At 59.1% G+C, this 16,129-nt stretch carries 16 protein-coding genes and 1 tRNA gene; 10 read left to right on the plus strand and 7 right to left on the minus strand.

The window, feature by feature from the left end:
* Positions 1-53 precede the first annotated feature (53 nt).
* The 4 genes from FRH_RS11950 to FRH_RS11965 form a co-directional block, all read right to left on the minus strand.
* Positions 54-128 (minus strand) — tRNA-Gln (locus tag FRH_RS11950).
* Between the two features lie 30 nt (positions 129-158).
* Positions 159-1,019 (minus strand): 4-(cytidine 5'-diphospho)-2-C-methyl-D-erythritol kinase, encoded by an 861-nt coding sequence (ispE, locus tag FRH_RS11955; protein ID WP_281996930.1) that lies wholly within the window; start codon positions 1,017-1,019, stop codon positions 159-161.
* 58 nt (positions 1,020-1,077) lie between these two features.
* The gene (gene lolB / locus FRH_RS11960) at positions 1,078-1,728 is read right to left on the minus strand and encodes a lipoprotein insertase outer membrane protein LolB (RefSeq protein WP_153842401.1); all 651 of its coding nucleotides are present in this window, start codon (positions 1,726-1,728) and stop codon (positions 1,078-1,080) included.
* Positions 1,729-1,814: 86 nt separating this feature from the next.
* Positions 1,815-3,608 (minus strand): tetratricopeptide repeat protein, encoded by a 1,794-nt coding sequence (locus tag FRH_RS11965; RefSeq protein ID WP_281996931.1) that lies wholly within the window; start codon positions 3,606-3,608, stop codon positions 1,815-1,817.
* A gap of 228 nt (positions 3,609-3,836) precedes the next feature.
* Here FRH_RS11965 and hemA point away from each other — a divergent pair, with 228 nt between their 5' ends.
* Genes hemA through moeB form a run of 5 tightly spaced genes read left to right on the plus strand, consistent with a single transcriptional unit; the run spans position 3,837 to position 8,371 of the window.
* Positions 3,837-5,147 (plus strand): glutamyl-tRNA reductase, encoded by a 1,311-nt coding sequence (gene hemA, locus FRH_RS11970; protein WP_153842403.1) that lies wholly within the window; start codon positions 3,837-3,839, stop codon positions 5,145-5,147.
* The gene (gene prfA / locus FRH_RS11975; protein WP_153842404.1) at positions 5,144-6,232 is read left to right on the plus strand and encodes a peptide chain release factor 1; all 1,089 of its coding nucleotides are present in this window, start codon (positions 5,144-5,146) and stop codon (positions 6,230-6,232) included. Before hemA ends, prfA begins: the two co-directional genes overlap by 4 nt.
* A complete protein-coding gene (gene prmC / locus FRH_RS11980) occupies positions 6,232-7,080 on the plus strand; it encodes a peptide chain release factor N(5)-glutamine methyltransferase (protein WP_153842405.1) in 849 nt (282 codons plus the stop codon). Before prfA ends, prmC begins: the two co-directional genes overlap by 1 nt.
* 30 nt (positions 7,081-7,110) lie before the next feature.
* Entirely contained in the window at positions 7,111-7,611 is a 501-nt protein-coding gene (locus FRH_RS11985) for an Lrp/AsnC ligand binding domain-containing protein (RefSeq protein WP_139525553.1), read from the plus strand.
* Positions 7,612-7,615: 4 nt separating this feature from the next.
* Positions 7,616-8,371, plus strand: a complete 756-nt coding sequence (moeB, locus tag FRH_RS11990; protein ID WP_153842406.1) for a molybdopterin-synthase adenylyltransferase MoeB — start codon at positions 7,616-7,618, stop codon at positions 8,369-8,371.
* A 100-nt stretch (positions 8,372-8,471) separates the two neighbouring features.
* Here the strand turns inward: moeB and ahpF are convergent, their stop codons facing one another.
* Positions 8,472-10,028 (minus strand): alkyl hydroperoxide reductase subunit F, encoded by a 1,557-nt coding sequence (gene ahpF / locus FRH_RS11995; RefSeq protein ID WP_139525555.1) that lies wholly within the window; start codon positions 10,026-10,028, stop codon positions 8,472-8,474.
* A gap of 179 nt (positions 10,029-10,207) precedes the next feature.
* Complete coding sequence (ahpC, locus tag FRH_RS12000; RefSeq protein WP_139525556.1) at positions 10,208-10,771, minus strand: alkyl hydroperoxide reductase subunit C; 564 nt, start codon at positions 10,769-10,771, stop codon at positions 10,208-10,210.
* Between the two features lie 351 nt (positions 10,772-11,122).
* On the opposite strand from ahpC, the gene FRH_RS12005 reads away from it, so the two are divergent.
* From FRH_RS12005 to FRH_RS12020, 4 genes are all read left to right on the plus strand, one after another.
* Positions 11,123-12,226 (plus strand): polyamine ABC transporter substrate-binding protein, encoded by a 1,104-nt coding sequence (locus tag FRH_RS12005; RefSeq protein ID WP_139525557.1) that lies wholly within the window; start codon positions 11,123-11,125, stop codon positions 12,224-12,226.
* A gap of 95 nt (positions 12,227-12,321) precedes the next feature.
* Positions 12,322-13,503: a polyamine ABC transporter ATP-binding protein gene (gene potA, locus FRH_RS12010; protein ID WP_239296237.1), complete on the plus strand. Its 1,182-nt coding sequence runs from the start codon at positions 12,322-12,324 to the stop codon at positions 13,501-13,503.
* Positions 13,504-13,534: 31 nt separating this feature from the next.
* A complete protein-coding gene (locus FRH_RS12015; protein WP_139525559.1) occupies positions 13,535-14,446 on the plus strand; it encodes an ABC transporter permease subunit in 912 nt (303 codons plus the stop codon).
* The gene (locus FRH_RS12020) at positions 14,443-15,285 is read left to right on the plus strand and encodes an ABC transporter permease subunit (protein ID WP_139525560.1); all 843 of its coding nucleotides are present in this window, start codon (positions 14,443-14,445) and stop codon (positions 15,283-15,285) included. Before FRH_RS12015 ends, FRH_RS12020 begins: the two co-directional genes overlap by 4 nt.
* A gap of 17 nt (positions 15,286-15,302) precedes the next feature.
* Here the strand turns inward: FRH_RS12020 and FRH_RS12025 are convergent, their stop codons facing one another.
* Positions 15,303-15,512 carry a CPXCG motif-containing cysteine-rich protein gene (locus tag FRH_RS12025; RefSeq protein ID WP_281996932.1) on the minus strand — a complete coding sequence of 70 codons (210 nt, stop codon included), beginning with the start codon at positions 15,510-15,512 and terminating at the stop codon, positions 15,303-15,305.
* Positions 15,513-15,672: 160 nt separating this feature from the next.
* On the opposite strand from FRH_RS12025, the gene FRH_RS12030 reads away from it, so the two are divergent.
* Positions 15,673-16,086: a DUF3617 family protein gene (locus FRH_RS12030; RefSeq protein WP_139525562.1), complete on the plus strand. Its 414-nt coding sequence runs from the start codon at positions 15,673-15,675 to the stop codon at positions 16,084-16,086.
* Positions 16,087-16,129 lie beyond the last annotated feature (43 nt).

Here is a 16,129-nt window from a genome sequence, read left to right on the forward strand (position 1 = left end):
CCACCTTTGCAGTGTTGGGGATCAGGGGAGAAAACGCAGATCAACATTAGCGTTGGCTGGGGTACCAGGATTCGAACCTGGGAATGCCGATACCAAAAACCGGTGCCTTACCACTTGGCGATACCCCAGCAATAACCTAATGCGATGACCGGGCGCTTTCAGCAGCCCAGAGCATCTTGTAGGGGAGAGGTGTTGAGTCCGCGCGCTACCCACGCTTGCCAGCGCCGATTAGCCAATTCAGCCACCGTTTGCGCTGCCTCTTTCGACTCGAAAGCGGCAAACAAACAGGCGCCTGTGCCCGTCAGTCGACTAGGTGCATGCTGCGCGAGCCAGTCAAGTGCTTCCGCGATGTGCGGGTAGCGTTTTTTGACGGTCGCCTCGCAGTCATTACGCCACTCGGCTACTCCCCCCTGCAGTGCGCGCGCCATAGTAATGGGGAGGCTGTCGCGTGTCAATTCCGAGTCTTGGAAGATCGCCGGGGTCGAGACGCTAATACCGGGGTGAATGACCACGAACCATGGGGTGTCGAGAGTCACGGGCGTCAACTTTTCGCCGACGCCTTCTGCCCAGGCGCTGCGGCCCCGAACGAAAACCGGCACGTCGGCACCCAGCGCCAAACCGAGCTCGGCCAGGGGCGTATCGCCCAGTCCAAGCTGCCAGAGCCGGTCGAGCCCTTTGAGTGCGGTGGCTGCGTTGGAGCTGCCCCCACCCAAGCCGCCGCCCATGGGTAGGCGCTTCTCGATGGAAATCGTCGCGCCTAAGTGGGTGCCGCTGGCCTGCTGCAGTAAGGTGGCTGCCCGTACGATCAGGTTGTCATCGTGGGCCACTCCCGCTATCGGTGTGGTCAGTTCGATGATGCCATCTTGGCGCAGCGTGAAACTCAGGTAGTCGCATAGGTCGATGAATTGAAACAGCGTCTGCAGTTCGTGGTAGCCATCTGGGCGGCGCCCTACGATGTGCAGCATACGGTTCAGCTTGGCGGGAGCGGGTAGGGTAAGCGTTTGGGGTGTTGCGGACATGCCGTCTCTCTACTGCTAAGCGTATGAAAAGGGCTGGCGCTAGGCCAGCCCGAGAAGACTACTGTGACGCCTGCCACTGATTGACGACCAGGGTAATACGCACGTCGCCATAGTTCATCACTAGACGGCGCGGCAGCCACATGCCTTCTGCCTGCTCCCAGTCGCGGTAATCGATCTCCCAGCCATCCTGCTGCAAGAAGCTCGGAAAACCCAGCTCGTCGGTTTCTAGCTGGTAGCTGGCGTGATCGCCGGGCAGGCCGCGCACCCAGTCGGGCATGGCGCGCACCGGCAGCGACCAGCCAAGCTGCTCTTCCATCAAGGCTTCTGGCGTTTCGGCTTCGAAACGGCCTTCGCTGGTGGTCAGCGAGAAGCGGCCTTCACGGCCTTCCAGTACGCTACGGCCACCGCCGAAGGGACCGCTGATCAGCATGCGGAAATAGTAGGGTGTTTGGTTCCAGTCCAGGTTGGCGCTGGTGTTCTCCTGGGGGGTGCGCAGTCCCGCTTTACCTACCAGGGTCCAGGTGTCGAACGCTTCGACCTCGGCCTGCTGGCGTTCCCATTGCCCTGCTTGGCGGCCGCTCTCATCGACCGGCGATTGGCTGGCACAGCCTGCCAGGGTGGCGATGGCCAAGGCCGCTACCCATAAGCGTGCAGCGCGGTAGCAAGAGGGCGTGCTAGAGGGCGCGCGGTGCAAAAAAGAGGTCAACATAACTGGCTCCATGTCATTGCTATTTACAAAGGTGGCTGTCGATTAAGAGAGCGTGCGGGCGCTAGTGCGCCCGCCAAGCGTAAGCCTTAGGGCGCGCGTACGGGCCTAAGTTCAGGATGGCGTTCTAGCAAATCATCGATTTGCGGGTGATACGCCGCGCGCTGAAGAATTCGCTCGATGAGCTCTCGCGCTTCATCGCTACGTCCCAGCGAGTGCAGAACCTCGGCGAGGTGCGCGGCAATTTCTTGGTCGGGCATTTGGGCGTAGGCACTCTCCAGCCATGCGAGTGCGTCATTGGGCTGGCCAAGTCGGAAGTATACCCACCCCATACTATCGAGTACTGCGGGGTTATTAGGGTCGGCCTCGTAGGCGCGCTCGATCAGGTCGCGGGCCTCCTCTAGCCTGCCAGCAATATTGAGATCGGCCAAAGTGTAGCCCAGCGCGTTCAGCGCATCGGCATTGTTGGGCTCGGTGCGCAGGATCTGACGTAAATCCTGCTCCATGCCGGCCAAATCACCTCTCTCCCAGGCGCGCATGGCACGCATGTAAAGAAGGCTGGTGTCATCCGGCGTGCGGATGAGTTCACGATTCAGTAACGCCGTGGCGTCCTCTTGACGTGAGAGCTCGTCGAGCAGCTGTACTTCTAGCCGTACCAAGTCGCCAAAGTAAGCATCATGGCGCATACGCTCGATGCGCAGAAAGGCGCGGGCGTCCAGCAGGCGGTCGTCGTCGATCAGCATGTTGGCCGCTGCGGCTCTGGCGGGAAGAAACTCGTTGCCCTCCTGCACTTGTCGATAGTAAAGAAGGGCATTGTCGACTTCATCTTGAGACTGCGCAATGGCACCCATCAGGAAGTAGACGAGGTTTGGGACGTTCTCTTGACCAATCAATGGTTGCAGCAGCCGATAGGCGGGCTCGCTGTGTCCCTCTTCTAAATAAAGCTGGGCGAGAGCAATACGTAGTTCCTGGTTGCCGCCATGACTATCGAGAAGCGCGTTGGTTTGCTCCTCGGCGGCGGTAATGTTGTTGAGCCGGATTTCTGCCTGAGCCAGCATGAGGATGAATCGCACGTCGTCCGGGGCAAGGTTCAAGCCCTGCTGGGCGGCTCGCTGTGCGCCACGGTGGTCGCCGGTTTCAAGTGCTAGACGGGCTTTGGCAAGCCATAGCGCGGATGACTCGGGGGCTTGTTGCTCCACCTCGTTCAAGTAGCGCTGCGCCGTTTGCGTTTCTCCTAGGGCGGCTTCGATCAAGGCGGTACCTAGCAGCACATCGCTATGAAACTCGCGCTGGGCGGCGCCGGGCTCGCCGAGATAGCGTCGTAACTGCTGGGCTAGCAGGCGTAGCGGTGCCTCTTCCGCTACAGCGATTTCGGCAAAGGTGGCGATCTCACCGTTACCGCCAGCCCTGGCGATGGCGAGTCGTTGCTCAAGGCTGTCGAGCCAATCGCCACGCTGAAGCGACAGCGACGCTAACAGGCGGTTGGGCGTCTCTGCTTGTGGATCGAGCTCACGCCAGCGAAGCGCGGCGCTTTCCATCAACGCCGCGTCGTTACCAAACCGAGCAGCAAACGTGGCGCGTTCGGCAAGCCCCGGCGAGGTATAGCGCTGCGCGGCGTCGAGATAGCCTTGCCCAGCATAGCGGTAGTCGCCTCGCTGCCCGGCCAGCTCGGCGGCCAGCAGGGTGCTCAAGCCTGCGGCATCCAAGCCGCGTGTGATGGGGGGCGCCGATGCCATGGGATCATCGACACGAGATGGCGCGTCGTTACCCAGCAGCGAGGGCGAGAGCTGACAGCCGCTCAACATCAGCATGGCGGCCAGGGGGTACAGTGGAAAACCCGAAAACGAAAGGGGAATACCCAGAAGTGTTGCGCGATGGGGCATGCGTATCTCGATCAAGTGGCCGAGTGTTCAGCATAGCGGCTTGGCTGCCTGCGGCAAAGTGGTGTGCGCCAGAAGATGCTCGGCTGTGATAGAATGACTCTCCTTGAAAAAGAGCCGAGTCAGCGCAATTCACTTACAAAGCTGCTCTCTTAGACTTGTATCAGCAAGCCAAGAAACAATGACCGACAGTGACGTGACGACCGATCCACTAGCGAAGACGCATAACCCATGACGCTTCTTGCCCTGGGAATCAATCATCGTACTGCTACCGTCGCGGTGCGCGAGCAGGTGGCTTTTACGCCAACGCAGCTAGAAAGCGCGCTGGCCGAGCTGCGCAGCCTGCCTCACATCAGCGAAGCAGCGGTACTTTCGACGTGTAATCGCACGGAGCTTTACTGTGTGACGGATGCCGCCGGTGAGCAAACCGTATTGGACTGGCTGGGCCGTTTTCATAATTTGCGTGTGGAAGAGCTTACCCGCTGTGCCTACCACTACCACGATAACGATGCCGCGCGTCACTTGATGCGCGTGGCCGTTGGTCTGGACTCCATGGTGTTGGGCGAGCCACAGATTCTGGGTCAGTTGAAAGAGGCTTACCAGCAGGCGCGCCAGGCCAAGGGGCTGGGTGGCGAGCTGGAGCGGCTTTTTCAGCACACCTTTGCCGTGGCCAAACAGGTACGCACCGAAACCGGAATCGGCAAGAACCCGGTGTCGGTGGCCTATGCCGCCGTTAGCATGGCCAGCCGCATTTTCGATGATTTCAGCCGCGCCAATGCGCTATTGATAGGTGCGGGGGAGACCATCGAACTAGTGGCTCGCCACCTGCACGAGGCGGGGGTACGTCAGCTCACCGTTGCCAACCGTACCCGTGAACGTGCCGAACGGGTCTCCTCTTCGCTCGGAGGCACGGCGATTACCCTGCCGGAAATTCCCGACGCCTTGGAGCGTGCCGATATCGTCATCTCGTCCACCGCCTCGCCGCTGCCGATTCTGGGTAAGGGCATGGTCGAGCGGGCGCTGAAGAAGCGCCGCCATCGCCCGGTCTTCATGGTAGACATCGCCGTGCCCCGGGATATCGAGCCGGAAGTGGGGGAGCTGGCGGACGTGTTCCTGTATACCGTCGATGACCTGGAAGAGGTGATCGAGGAGAACCGGCGTCATCGCCAGGTTGCGGCCGACCAAGCCGAGTCGCTGATCGAACACGGCGTGGGGAGCTGGCAGCAGGAGCGGCGGGTACGCAATGGGGGCGAAGTGATTCGCGATTTTCGGCGTCACGGTGAATCGCTGCGCGACCAAGCCCGCGACCAGGCGTTGGAGCGTCTGGCCAAAGGCGAAGACCCCGCCAAAGTGGTCGAGCGTTTGGCGCACCAGCTCGCTAACCGGTTCATGCATCAGCCGACGCTGACCATTCGCGAAGCGGCTGCCCAGGAAAACCACGATTTGCTCAGCGCCGCGCCGCGCCTGCTGCTACCACCGAAGCCCGCCTTCGAGCAGCCTGCGCCCTCGGCAAAACGCCAGAAGGATGATACGCCCGCATGAAAGAGACTTTGCGCCAACGTTTAGACAGCTTTTCCGACCGGTTCGAAGAGCTGGCCATGCTGCTGTCGGATCCTGAGGTGATCAACAATCAACAGCGCTTTCGCGACTACTCCCGTGAGTACGCCGAACTCGAAGAGCTGGTCGCCGCGTGGAAGCGTTATCTCGACGTGGAACAGAGCATTGCCGACGCCGAGCAGCTCAGCCGCGACAGCGACCCCGACATGCGCGAGCTGGCCGAGATGGAGATCATCGAAGGCCGCGAGCAGTTGGAAACGCTCGACGTGGAGCTCAAGCGCCTGCTGATCCCGAAAGATCCCGACGATGGGCGCGGCGTCTTTTTGGAAGTGCGTGCAGGTACTGGCGGGGACGAAGCCGCTATTTTTGCGGGCGATCTGTTTCGCATGTACTCCCGCTATGCGGAAAAGCGTGGCTGGCGTGTCGAAGTCGTCAGTGCCAGCCACGGCGAGCAGGGCGGTTATAAAGAAGTCATCTCCCGGGTGAAGGGTGAAGGCGTCTACGCGCGGCTCAAGTTCGAGTCGGGCGCTCACCGGGTGCAGCGCGTACCGGCAACCGAATCGCAGGGGCGTATCCACACGTCAGCGTGCACCGTCGCGGTGATGCCCGAGGTGGACGAGGTGGGGGATATCGATATCAATCCGGCCGATTTGCGGGTTGATACCTACCGCTCCAGCGGTGCCGGTGGTCAGCACGTCAATACCACCGACTCCGCGATCCGTATTACCCACCTGCCCACCGGCGTGGTGGTGGAGTGCCAGGAAGAGCGTAGCCAGCACAAGAACCGTGCCAAAGCGATGTCGCTGCTGGCCGCCAAGCTCAAACGCAACGCCGTGGATTCACAGCGCCAGGAGCAGGCCGATGCTCGCCGCTCGTTGGTAGGGTCGGGGGATCGCAGCGAGCGAATCCGGACGTACAACTTCCCCCAAGGGCGCATTACCGACCACCGGATCAACCTGACGCTCTACAAGCTGACCGAAGTAGTGAGCGGCGAGCAATTGGACGACGTCATCGAGCCTCTGATTCACGAGTACCAAGCAGAACAGCTCTCGGCGCTGCAGGACGCTTGATGACGTTCGACGCCCTTCTGAAGAGCGCTGCCCAGCGGTTGCAGCGCGCCGGTTCGCCATCGCCACGGATCGATGCTGAGGTGTTGATGGCATTCGCTGCAAGCCGCAGCCGCACGTGGCTATACACTTGGGGCGATAGCGAATGCCCCACCTGGGAGCATGCTCGCTTTGACGCCTTGGTCGCCGCGCGTGCTCAGGGACAGCCGGTGGCTTACTTGACCGGAGAGCGCGAGTTTTGGGGCCTGCCGCTAGCCACCTCGCCCTCTACGCTGATCCCCCGTCCCGATACCGAAACGCTAGTGGACGTCGTGCTGGCGCGTGCCAAAGCGCCCAGCGGCAGGCTGCTCGATTTGGGGACGGGCACCGGGGCTATCGCGCTGGCCTTTGCCAGTGAGCGGCCGATGTGGCAAGTCATTGGGGTCGATGTTCGGCCGGAGGCAGTGTCGCTTGCCACTCACAATGCTCAGACACTGCACATCGCTAACGCAACTTTTTTGCTGAGCGACTGGTTTGCTTCGCTGGGAGTGCCGCCTGACGGCGATGCATTCGATATCATCGTGAGTAACCCGCCTTACATCGCCGCCGACGACCCGCATTTGTCCGAGGGTGACGTGCGCTTCGAGCCCCGTTCGGCGCTGGTGGCCGAGGGGGATGGCATGGCGGACTTGATGCATCTGATCATCGCTGCCCAAGCGTTTCTTTCTCCCAGCGGCTGGCTGGCGCTAGAGCACGGTTACCAGCAGGCTGCCTGCGTTCGCCAAGCATTGATGCAGGCGGGCTATCAAAACGTTGAAAGCGTACAAGACATCGGCGGCCATGAACGGGTTACCCTGGGGCATCTCGAATAACTGCCTGATTCATCAGTATTGGATCCTGCCATGAAACCAAAAAATAGAACGCTGGACCGTATCGACCTGAAGATTCTGCGCTGTCTGCAGGAAAACGCACGTATCTCCTATGTAGACCTTGCTTCGGAAGTTGGGTTATCCACAACCCCTTGTTTGGAGCGTGTCAAACGCCTGGAGCGAGCGGGCATCATCCGCGGCTACCAAGCCATTCTCGATCCCCGGGCGCTCAAGGCGAATTTGCTGGTGTTCGTCGAAATTAGTCTGGAAACCCAATCGCCGACGGTGTTCGACGAGTTCCGCCGAGCGGTCGAGAAGCTGCCGCAGATTCAGGAGTGTCACTTGGTCTCTGGGCAGTTCGACTATATTTTGAAGTGCCGCATTCCCGAAATGGCCGCGTATCGTCAGCTATTGGGCGATGTAGTGCTGACCCTTCCCGGCGTGAAAGAGTCGAAAAGCTACGTGGTGATGGAAGAGGTAAAGGAGAGCTTTAGCCTGCACATCCCCGATATCGAGGAGTTTGAGGATAAGTAACGCGATGATGGACGATCAGGCGCTGCTGCGCTATAGCCGCCAAATCATGCTGCCCGAGGTCGATATTGGCGGCCAGGAGCGCCTGAGTGCTGCTCATGCCCTGATCATTGGTGCCGGCGGGCTCGGCTCGCCGGTAGCGCTCTATCTGGCGGCGGCGGGCGTTGGCAGGATCACCATCGTCGATGCGGATCAGGTGGAGTTGACAAATTTACAGCGTCAAATTGCCCACCAGCAAGCCAGTCTGGGGGTCAACAAAGCGCGCTCAGCGAAGGAGCGTATGCAGGCGCTCAACCCGGAGTGCCATGTCGTGGCGATCGAGCAACATGCCGAAGGCGAGGCGCTCATGGACTTGGTGGCCTCGGCCGACGTAGTGCTGGACTGCACCGATCGATTCTCCAGTCGCTATGCCATCAATGCCGCCTCTCAGCGGGCGGGCGTGCCGCTGATTTCCGGTGCAGCGATTCGCTTTTCGGGCCAGTTGGCGGTGTTTGATCCCCGTGATGATGCCTGCCCCTGCTATGCCTGCCTCTACCCGCCAGGCGATAGTGACGACGAAACGTTGAGCTGTGCGGAGAGCGGGGTCATGGCCCCGCTGGTGGGGCTGATCGGCTGTTTCCAGGCGGTCGAAGCGTTCAAACTGATCAGCGGCGCGGGCAGGTCACATCAGGGCTTGTCCACCTTCGATGGCTTGAGCGGCCAGTGGCGCCATTTCCAAGTGCCGAGAGATCCTGCCTGCCCAGTGTGTAGCGCCCGCGCATAAAAGAACGCCCGCAGGGAGGCGGGCGTGACGTCACGGTCTTCACGTCAAAGGGAACGAACTCAGTAGGGCGGTACGGCCGCCCTCTTAGCCAGTCATTTGCTTAATGACGAATCAGGTAGTCGAAGGCACCCAAGGACGCTTTGGCGCCTTCACCCATGGCAATGATGATCTGCTTGTAAGGCACGGTGGTCACATCGCCTGCGGCGAACACGCCGGGCACCGAGGTCATGCCGTGGGCATCGACGATGATCTCGCCACGCGGGGACATTTCGATGGGCGAGCCTTTCAACCACTCGGTGTTGGGCACCAAGCCGATTTGTACGAAAATGCCTTCCAGTGCGATGCTCTTCACTTCATCGGTATTGCGGTCTTTGTAAGTCAGGCCGTTGACACGGCTGCCGTCGCCAGTGACCTCGGTGGTCTGAGCGTTCAGCACGATGTCGACGTTGGGCAGGCTCTTCAGCTTCTTCTGCAAGACGGCATCGGCGCGCATTTCGCCCATGAACTCCACCAGCGTCACGTGACCGACGATGCCGGCCAGGTCGATCGCGGCTTCGACGCCCGAGTTACCGCCACCGATGACCGCCACCCGCTTTCCTTTGAACAGCGGGCCGTCACAGTGGGGGCAGTAGGCAACGCCTTTGTTGCGGTACTCCTGTTCGCCAGGCACGTTCATTTCGCGCCAGCGGGCGCCGGTCGCCAGTACCAGGGTCTTGCTCTTCAGCTTCGCGCCAGATTCGAAGGTGACCTCGTGCAGGCCGCCATCGGCCTCCGCTGCTTTGAACGATGTAGCGCGCTGCAGATTCATGACGTCGACGTCGTACTCTTTGACGTGCTCTTCGAGCGCGCTGACCAGCTTGGGACCTTCGGTATGGGTGACGGAGATGAAGTTCTCGATGCCCATGGTATCGGCGACTTGACCGCCGAAGCGCTCAGCGGCAACGCCGGTGTTGATGCCTTTACGGGCGGAGTAGATCGCTGCCGACGCACCTGCTGGGCCGCCGCCGATGACGAGCGTATCGAACGCAGCTTTTTCGCTCAGCTTCTTCGCTTCGCGTTCTGCAGCGCCGGTATCGACCTTGGCGAGAATCTGTTCGAGGGTCATGCGTCCCTGGTCAAACGGCTTGCCGTTCAAGTAGATGCTGGGCACGGACATGATTTCGCGCGATTCGACTTCATCCTGGAACAGCGCACCGTCGATGGCGACGTGGCGCACCTTCGGATTAAAGATTGCCATCAGGTTCAGTGCCTGGACCACATCTGGGCAGTTCTGGCAGGAGAGCGAGTAGTAGGTCTCGAACAGCATTTCGCCATCGAGATCCTTGATTTGGTCCAGCAGCGCTTGAGAGGTCTTCGGTGGGTGGCCACCCACTTGCAACAGCGCCAGTACCAGCGAAGTGAACTCGTGGCCCATGGGGATGCCAGCAAAGACCACGCCGGTCTCTTCTCCGGGGCGGTTGATGGCAAACGACGGGGTACGGCTGTCTTGCCCGTCGGTGTGCAGAGTAATCTTATCGGTGAGGCTGCTGATATCTTCCAGCAGACCCAGTAATTCACGTGACTTGGCACCGTCATCGAGGGACGCAACGATCTCGAACGGTTGAGTCACTTTTTCCAGGTAAGCTTTCAACTGATTTTTTAAATTGGCGTCCAGCATGACAGTGGCTTCCTCGCAGTCAGCAGTAAGTCGTTCTCGACCTAAAACGCTCGCTGCCGAGTCAGTCGGGCAGCCAATGGCGCTAGGGAAAACAGGGATGCGGTGATACGGGTGCTTAAACGGAACACCCGGGCCAAGTGCCCGGGTGTCATGCTGCCGGTAGGGCAGCGGTAGGCGAGTTAGATTTTGCCTACGAGATCCAGAGACGGGGCAAGTGTCTCTTCGCCTTCTTTCCATTTGGCCGGGCACACTTCGTTCGGGTTTTCACGAACGTATTGAGCTGCCTTCACTTTACGCAGCAGCTCTTCGGCGTTACGGCCAATGTTGCCAGCGTTGATTTCGACGATCTGGATTTTGCCATCGGGGTCAACGACGAAGGTGCCGCGCTCAGCAAGGCCTGCTTCTTCGATCAGTACTTCGAAGTTGCGAGAAATTTGCAGGGTTGGGTCAGCGATCATCGGGTACTGAAGCTTGCCGATGGTTTCAGAGCTGTCGTGCCATGCTTTGTGGGTAAAGTGGGTGTCGGTAGATACGCTGTAGATTTCGACGCCCAGCTTCTTGAAGGCTTCGTAGTTGTCGGCCAAATCGCCAAGCTCGGTCGGGCAGACGAAGGTGAAGTCAGCCGGGTAGAAGAAGAAAATGGACCACTGACCTTTGAGGTCCGCTTCAGTAACATCGATAAATTCGCCGTTCAGGTAGGCGGTGGCTTTAAACGGTTTTACTTCAGTGTTAATCAAAGACATTTAGAACGTCTCCATAAAGGGTGGATGGCAGTAAAAAAAGTTGTTGCTAATGGTAGCGGGCTACGACTAATAGCTAAAATTGGAAAAATGAATCTTTCCAATAGAAGTGGACTATTGAACGATTTGGCTACCTTTCGCGACACTTGTTGTGGGGGCAGTCGGGGCTTAATACAAGAATTTTTCGGTGGCTCTTGCGGTAGGCGGCACTGCACCGCAAAATTCGCACGGTTGCGATAATCGCCTAAGCTGTTTTCAACTGCGTTGGGTTGGCGTACAGGCCTTCCTTCAAAGAGCAGTCGGTTGCCGACCGTGGGCTGTGGTGACGTGAATTTTACATTTAGGAGCAGGTAGATGGGGAACATCCAAAAACTTTCAGCGGCCGTTACGGCCATCTCTTTTGCCGTAGCGGCTGCCGCTGCCCACGCTGAGGAAGTGCGGGTATATAACTGGTCTGACTATATCGCCCCGGAAACGCTGGAGAAGTTCACCGAGCGTACCGGTATCGAAGTGACGTACGATGTGTACGACAGTAACGAAATTCTCGACGCAGCGCTCTTGTCGGGCCGTTCTGGCTACGACGTGGTGGTGCCGTCAACGTACTACTTTACCCGCCAACTCAAAGCGGGCGTTTTCCAGCCGCTGAACCATGAGCTGCTGCCGAACTTGGACAACCTCGACCCGGAGCTGATGGCCAATCTCGAAACCATCGACCCAGGCAGCGAATACTCCGTTCCTTATATGTGGGGCACCAACGGCATCGGTTATAACGTCGAGCGAGTGACCGACATTCTCGGTGACGACGCTCCGTTGGATAGCTGGGCACTGCTGTTCGATCCAGAGATTACCACTAAGCTGAGTGAAGCGGGCTGTGGTCTATCGATGATGGATTCGGGCGATGAAATGCTGTCGCCTGCTATGGTGTACCTTGGCTTGGATCCGCTGAACGAGACCGTCGAAGACATCGAAGCGGCTGGTGAGCTGATTGCCAACGTTCGCGACAACATCACTTACTTCCACTCCTCGCGCTACGTTTCTGACCTCGCTAATGGCGACATTTGCGTGGCGGCGGGTTACTCCGGCGATATCTTCCAGGCCGCTGCGCGTGCCGAAGAGGCGGGTCGTGATTTCACCATTGGTTATAGCATCCCGAAAGAGGGCGCTGCGCTGTGGTTCGACATGATGGCGGTGCCGGCCGATGCGCCGAATCCTGAGAACGCCCACGCGTTCATCAATTTCATTCTCGACCCGGAAATCGCTGCCGAGATCAGCGAGTACGTGCGTTACGCCAACCCCAACTTGGCTGCTAACGAGTATCTCTCTGATGAGCTGATCAACGACCCGGCCATTTACCCTGAGACCGACGTAATGAAGAACCTTTACGTCCAAGTCGAAAAACCCCAGGAGCTGCTGCGTGCTCGAACGCGCACCTGGAACCGCGTCAAATCTGGACGTTAATGCCAATCATCGTCTGACGGCGAGCCGGGCAGCTGCCCGGCTCGCTGTTTGTCTTTTATCGCCCGGTCTTTCGGGCCTTTTGATGGGAGTGGCGAATGGTCACTACGCCCCTGTCGAACGACGTTCCCTCTGCTTCGTCTGCCGTACCTCCTCAGGCTCGCGCCCAGGGCAAGACGCCTCGTTTTGCCGAGGATATCGTTTTAGAGGTCAAGCGTTTGAGCAAGCGGTTCGATGATGCGCTTGCCGTAGATGACGTGAATTTGCAGGTGAAGCGCGGCGAAATTTTTGCCTTGCTCGGCGGCTCTGGCTCGGGTAAGTCGACGCTACTGCGCATGCTGGCGGGGTTCGAGACGCCCAGCGAGGGGCGCATTTTGCTGAGTGGCGAGAACATCACCGAGATGCCACCACATAAACGGCCCATCAACATGATGTTCCAGTCGTATGCGCTGTTTCCGCACATGACCGTGGCCCAAAACATTGCTTTTGGTTTGAAGCAGGACAAGTTGCCGAAAGCCGACATCGAGACGCGCGTGGCTCAGATGCTCAAACTGGTGCACATGGAGCGTTTCGCCAAGCGCAAGCCCCATCAGCTTTCAGGCGGTCAGCGTCAGCGGGTGGCCTTGGCACGCTCTCTCGCCAAGCGACCCAAGCTTCTGCTGCTCGATGAGCCCATGGGCGCGTTGGACAAAAAGCTGCGCACCGAAATGCAGCTGGAGGTGGTCGAGATCATCGAGCAGGTCGGCGTCACCTGCATCATGGTGACCCACGACCAGGAAGAAGCCATGACCATGGCCGACCGCGTGGCGATCATGGCCGACGGCTGGATCGAGCAGGTGGGCTCACCGGTGGATATCTACGAAAGCCCCGCGAGCAGAATGGTGGCTGAATTCGTCGGCACGGTGAATCTGTTCGAAGGGGAGATCATCGAAGACGCCGCCGATCACTGCCGCATCGAATCCCCCGCGCTGTCGCGACCTATCTATATCGATCACGGTATTACGACCCAAGCGGTGGATCGCCGGGTGTGGGCAGCGTTGCGCCCTGAGAAAATCTGGCTCACCCGCGAACAGCCAACGTGTGAGTACAACTGGGAAGCGGGCAAAGTGGACGATATCGCCTATTTGGGTGGCTACTCGCTCTACTACGTGCGCACCGCCTCCGGGCAGATGATCAAGGTCAGCATGGCCAATACCGAGCGTCGCGGCGACCGCCCTACCTGGGAGGATAGCGTGTACGTTTACTGGGAAGACCACAGCGCTATCGTGCTGAACCGCTAATGCCCAGGTGGATGAGAGGAGATTGCCTATGATGACGCCATCTCGCGTTTCAGGCGTGATCAAGCGGATGCAGCTAGGCCGTCGCGCCGTGATTGCACTTCCGCTGGTGTGGCTGACGCTGTTTTTCCTGCTCCCGTTCGCGCTGGTGCTGAAAATCAGCTTATCCGAATCGGCCATCGCCATTCCGCCCTATGGGCCGCTGGTGGAGTATGCCGACCAAACGCTCAACATTTTTCTGAATTTAGGCAACTATCTGTTTCTGTTGTCCGATTCGCTCTATGTGGCCGCCTACTGGGGGTCGATCAAAACCGCGTTCATTGCCACGGCGGTATGTTTGCTGATTGGCTACCCGATGGCGTATGCCATGGCGCGTGCGCCAGGGCGCTGGCAGCTGGTTCTGCTGCTGTTGGTGATGCTGCCGTCGTGGACGTCGTTTCTGATTCGGGTTTACGCTTGGATGGGCATTCTCAGCAATAGCGGGTTGATCAATAACCTGCTGATGGGGCTTGGTCTCATCGATGCCCCGCTGCGGATGATGAACACGCAATTCTCGGTGATCGTAGGCATCGTCTACGCCTACCTGCCGTTCATGGTGCTGCCGCTGTACGCCCACCTGACGCGTTTGGATAATTCGCTCCTGGAAGCGGCATCGGACCTTGGGTCACGTAAATTCAACACCTTCTTGAAGGTCACGCTGCCGCTCTCGATGGGGGGCATCATTGCGGGCTCGATGCTGGTGTTCATTCCAGCGGTCGGTGAATTCGTGATTCCCGAACTGCTGGGCGGCCCCGATACGTTGATGATTGGTAAGGTGTTGTGGGAAGAGTTCTTCCTCAATCGGGATTGGCCCGTGGCCTCGGCGCTCGCCATGGTCATGCTGCTGCTATTGCTCGTCCCTATCGTGTGGTTCCACCGCTACCAGTCACGGGAGCTTGAAGAATGATCAGATCGCATCGGCGCCCAAGTTTTACCACCGTGATGCTGGTGCTGGGGCTGCTGTTTTTGTACCTACCCATGGTCGTTCTGGTGGTGTATTCGTTCAACGAATCACGCCTGGTGACGGTATGGGCCGGGTTCTCCACCCAGTGGTACGGTGAGCTATTCCGCGACCAGCAGATTTTGTCGGCGGTGTGGACCAGTTTGAAGATTGCCTTCTTTGCCGCCAGCATGGCGGTGTGCCTGGGAACGGTAGCGGCCTTCGTCATGACCCGCTACGGACATTTTCGAGGTAAAACGGCACTCTCGAGCATGGTGACCGCGCCGCTGGTAATGCCGGAAGTCATCACCGGTCTGTCGCTGCTGCTGCTGTTCGTGCAAATGGCGCAGCTAATAGGTTGGCCTGCTGACCGTGGCATGGCGACCATTTGGATCGCCCACACTACGTTTTGTAGTGCCTACGTGGCGGTGGTGGTCGCCGCTCGCCTGCGGGAAGTGGACCGCTCCATCGAGGAAGCGGCGATGGATTTGGGCTCGCCCCCGGTCAAGACGTTCTTCTTTGTGACGCTCCCGGTGATCTCCCCGGCGCTGGCCGCTGGCTGGTTGCTGGCGTTTACCCTCTCGCTGGATGACTTGGTCATTGCCAGCTTTGTGTCGGGCCCGGGTGCGAACACGCTGCCGATGGTGGTGTTCTCATCGGTACGGATGGGCGTGTCGCCGAAGATCAACGCGTTGGCGACGTTGATCATTTTGACGGTGTCGTTGGCGACGCTGCTGGCGTGGTATTTCATGCGCCGCAGCGAGGCCAAGCGTCAGGCGGCCATGCAGCAGGCCGAAGGGGCTTGAATAGAGTTCGAGCGCCGCTAGAGCACGTCGTCATCACGGCCGGTGATGACGGCTTCTAGCTCGCCGGTCATCGGCGAAACGATGACCTGAAGTTGGATGGGCGCACAGCACTGATGACAACCTTCCCAGGTATCATGGCTGCCCTGTGAGATGTCGATCACGAAGGTGAGCGGGGTGTCACAATAAGGGCAGTGAAAATCGTGATGGATCAACGCGTCGTCTTGCATGGTGTTTGCCCTTTTTAACGTTACACTGGCTGAAGCATGGACATGATGACTCAGTGTAGCAGTGCGCTTTACAGGCAGGCGCCTGCTGCGCGAATCAGGTAGGATATCAGCGGGTTTTCCCGAATCACCTAGCGAGATGAGAGCGATGATGAAACGATACATGGCAGTTGCGGCCCTAGCGGCCTTCCCAATGGTCGCCCAGGCAGATACACCGAATTTGACGCCCGGCGAGTGGGAGTTCGTCAGCGTAACTAGCGTCAGTGGCGATATGCAGATTCCCGATCAAACCGAAACCGAGCGTCAGTGCATTACCCAGGCAGAACTGGAAGGCGCTGAGTTCGGTTTCATCGAAGAGGAAGAGGGCTGCGAGCTGCTGGACCAAGAGATGAATGCCGATGGCCTCTCCTACAGCATGGTATGCCGCGCAGAGGGTGGCGAAGCCACCATCGATGGCGAAATGCGCTTCATGGGTGAGCAGATCGAAGGCACCGTGGATATTCTGACGCAGTCGCCCATGGGCGAACTGACCATGAACACGACGATCGAAGGCGAGCGTATCGGTAACTGCGAATAAGCACTCCCGTTACGATAGCCTAAACCACCAAGGGCGCCCACTG

Source organism: Halomonas sp. A020 (assembly GCF_027943625.1).
Taxonomy (GTDB): Bacteria; Pseudomonadota; Gammaproteobacteria; order Pseudomonadales; family Halomonadaceae; genus Vreelandella; species Vreelandella piezotolerans.

Excerpts from the sequence above, each read along its gene's own strand:
- ispE (WP_281996930.1), bottom strand. The coding sequence starts at position 1,019 with ATGTCCGCAACACCCCAAACGCTTACCCTACCCGCTCCCGCCAAGCTG.
- lolB (WP_153842401.1), bottom strand. The coding sequence starts at position 1,728 with ATGTTGACCTCTTTTTTGCACCGCGCGCCCTCTAGCACGCCCTCTTGC.
- FRH_RS11965 (WP_281996931.1), bottom strand. The coding sequence starts at position 3,608 with ATGCCCCATCGCGCAACACTTCTGGGTATTCCCCTTTCGTTTTCGGGT.
- hemA (WP_153842403.1), top strand. The coding sequence starts at position 3,837 with ATGACGCTTCTTGCCCTGGGAATCAATCATCGTACTGCTACCGTCGCG.
- prfA (WP_153842404.1), top strand. The coding sequence starts at position 5,144 with ATGAAAGAGACTTTGCGCCAACGTTTAGACAGCTTTTCCGACCGGTTC.
- prmC (WP_153842405.1), top strand. The coding sequence starts at position 6,232 with ATGACGTTCGACGCCCTTCTGAAGAGCGCTGCCCAGCGGTTGCAGCGC.
- FRH_RS11985 (WP_139525553.1), top strand. The coding sequence starts at position 7,111 with ATGAAACCAAAAAATAGAACGCTGGACCGTATCGACCTGAAGATTCTG.
- moeB (WP_153842406.1), top strand. The coding sequence starts at position 7,616 with ATGATGGACGATCAGGCGCTGCTGCGCTATAGCCGCCAAATCATGCTG.
- ahpF (WP_139525555.1), bottom strand. The coding sequence starts at position 10,028 with ATGCTGGACGCCAATTTAAAAAATCAGTTGAAAGCTTACCTGGAAAAA.
- ahpC (WP_139525556.1), bottom strand. The coding sequence starts at position 10,771 with ATGTCTTTGATTAACACTGAAGTAAAACCGTTTAAAGCCACCGCCTAC.
- FRH_RS12005 (WP_139525557.1), top strand. The coding sequence starts at position 11,123 with ATGGGGAACATCCAAAAACTTTCAGCGGCCGTTACGGCCATCTCTTTT.
- potA (WP_239296237.1), top strand. The coding sequence starts at position 12,322 with ATGGTCACTACGCCCCTGTCGAACGACGTTCCCTCTGCTTCGTCTGCC.
- FRH_RS12015 (WP_139525559.1), top strand. The coding sequence starts at position 13,535 with ATGACGCCATCTCGCGTTTCAGGCGTGATCAAGCGGATGCAGCTAGGC.
- FRH_RS12020 (WP_139525560.1), top strand. The coding sequence starts at position 14,443 with ATGATCAGATCGCATCGGCGCCCAAGTTTTACCACCGTGATGCTGGTG.
- FRH_RS12025 (WP_281996932.1), bottom strand. The coding sequence starts at position 15,512 with ATGCAAGACGACGCGTTGATCCATCACGATTTTCACTGCCCTTATTGT.
- FRH_RS12030 (WP_139525562.1), top strand. The coding sequence starts at position 15,673 with ATGGCAGTTGCGGCCCTAGCGGCCTTCCCAATGGTCGCCCAGGCAGAT.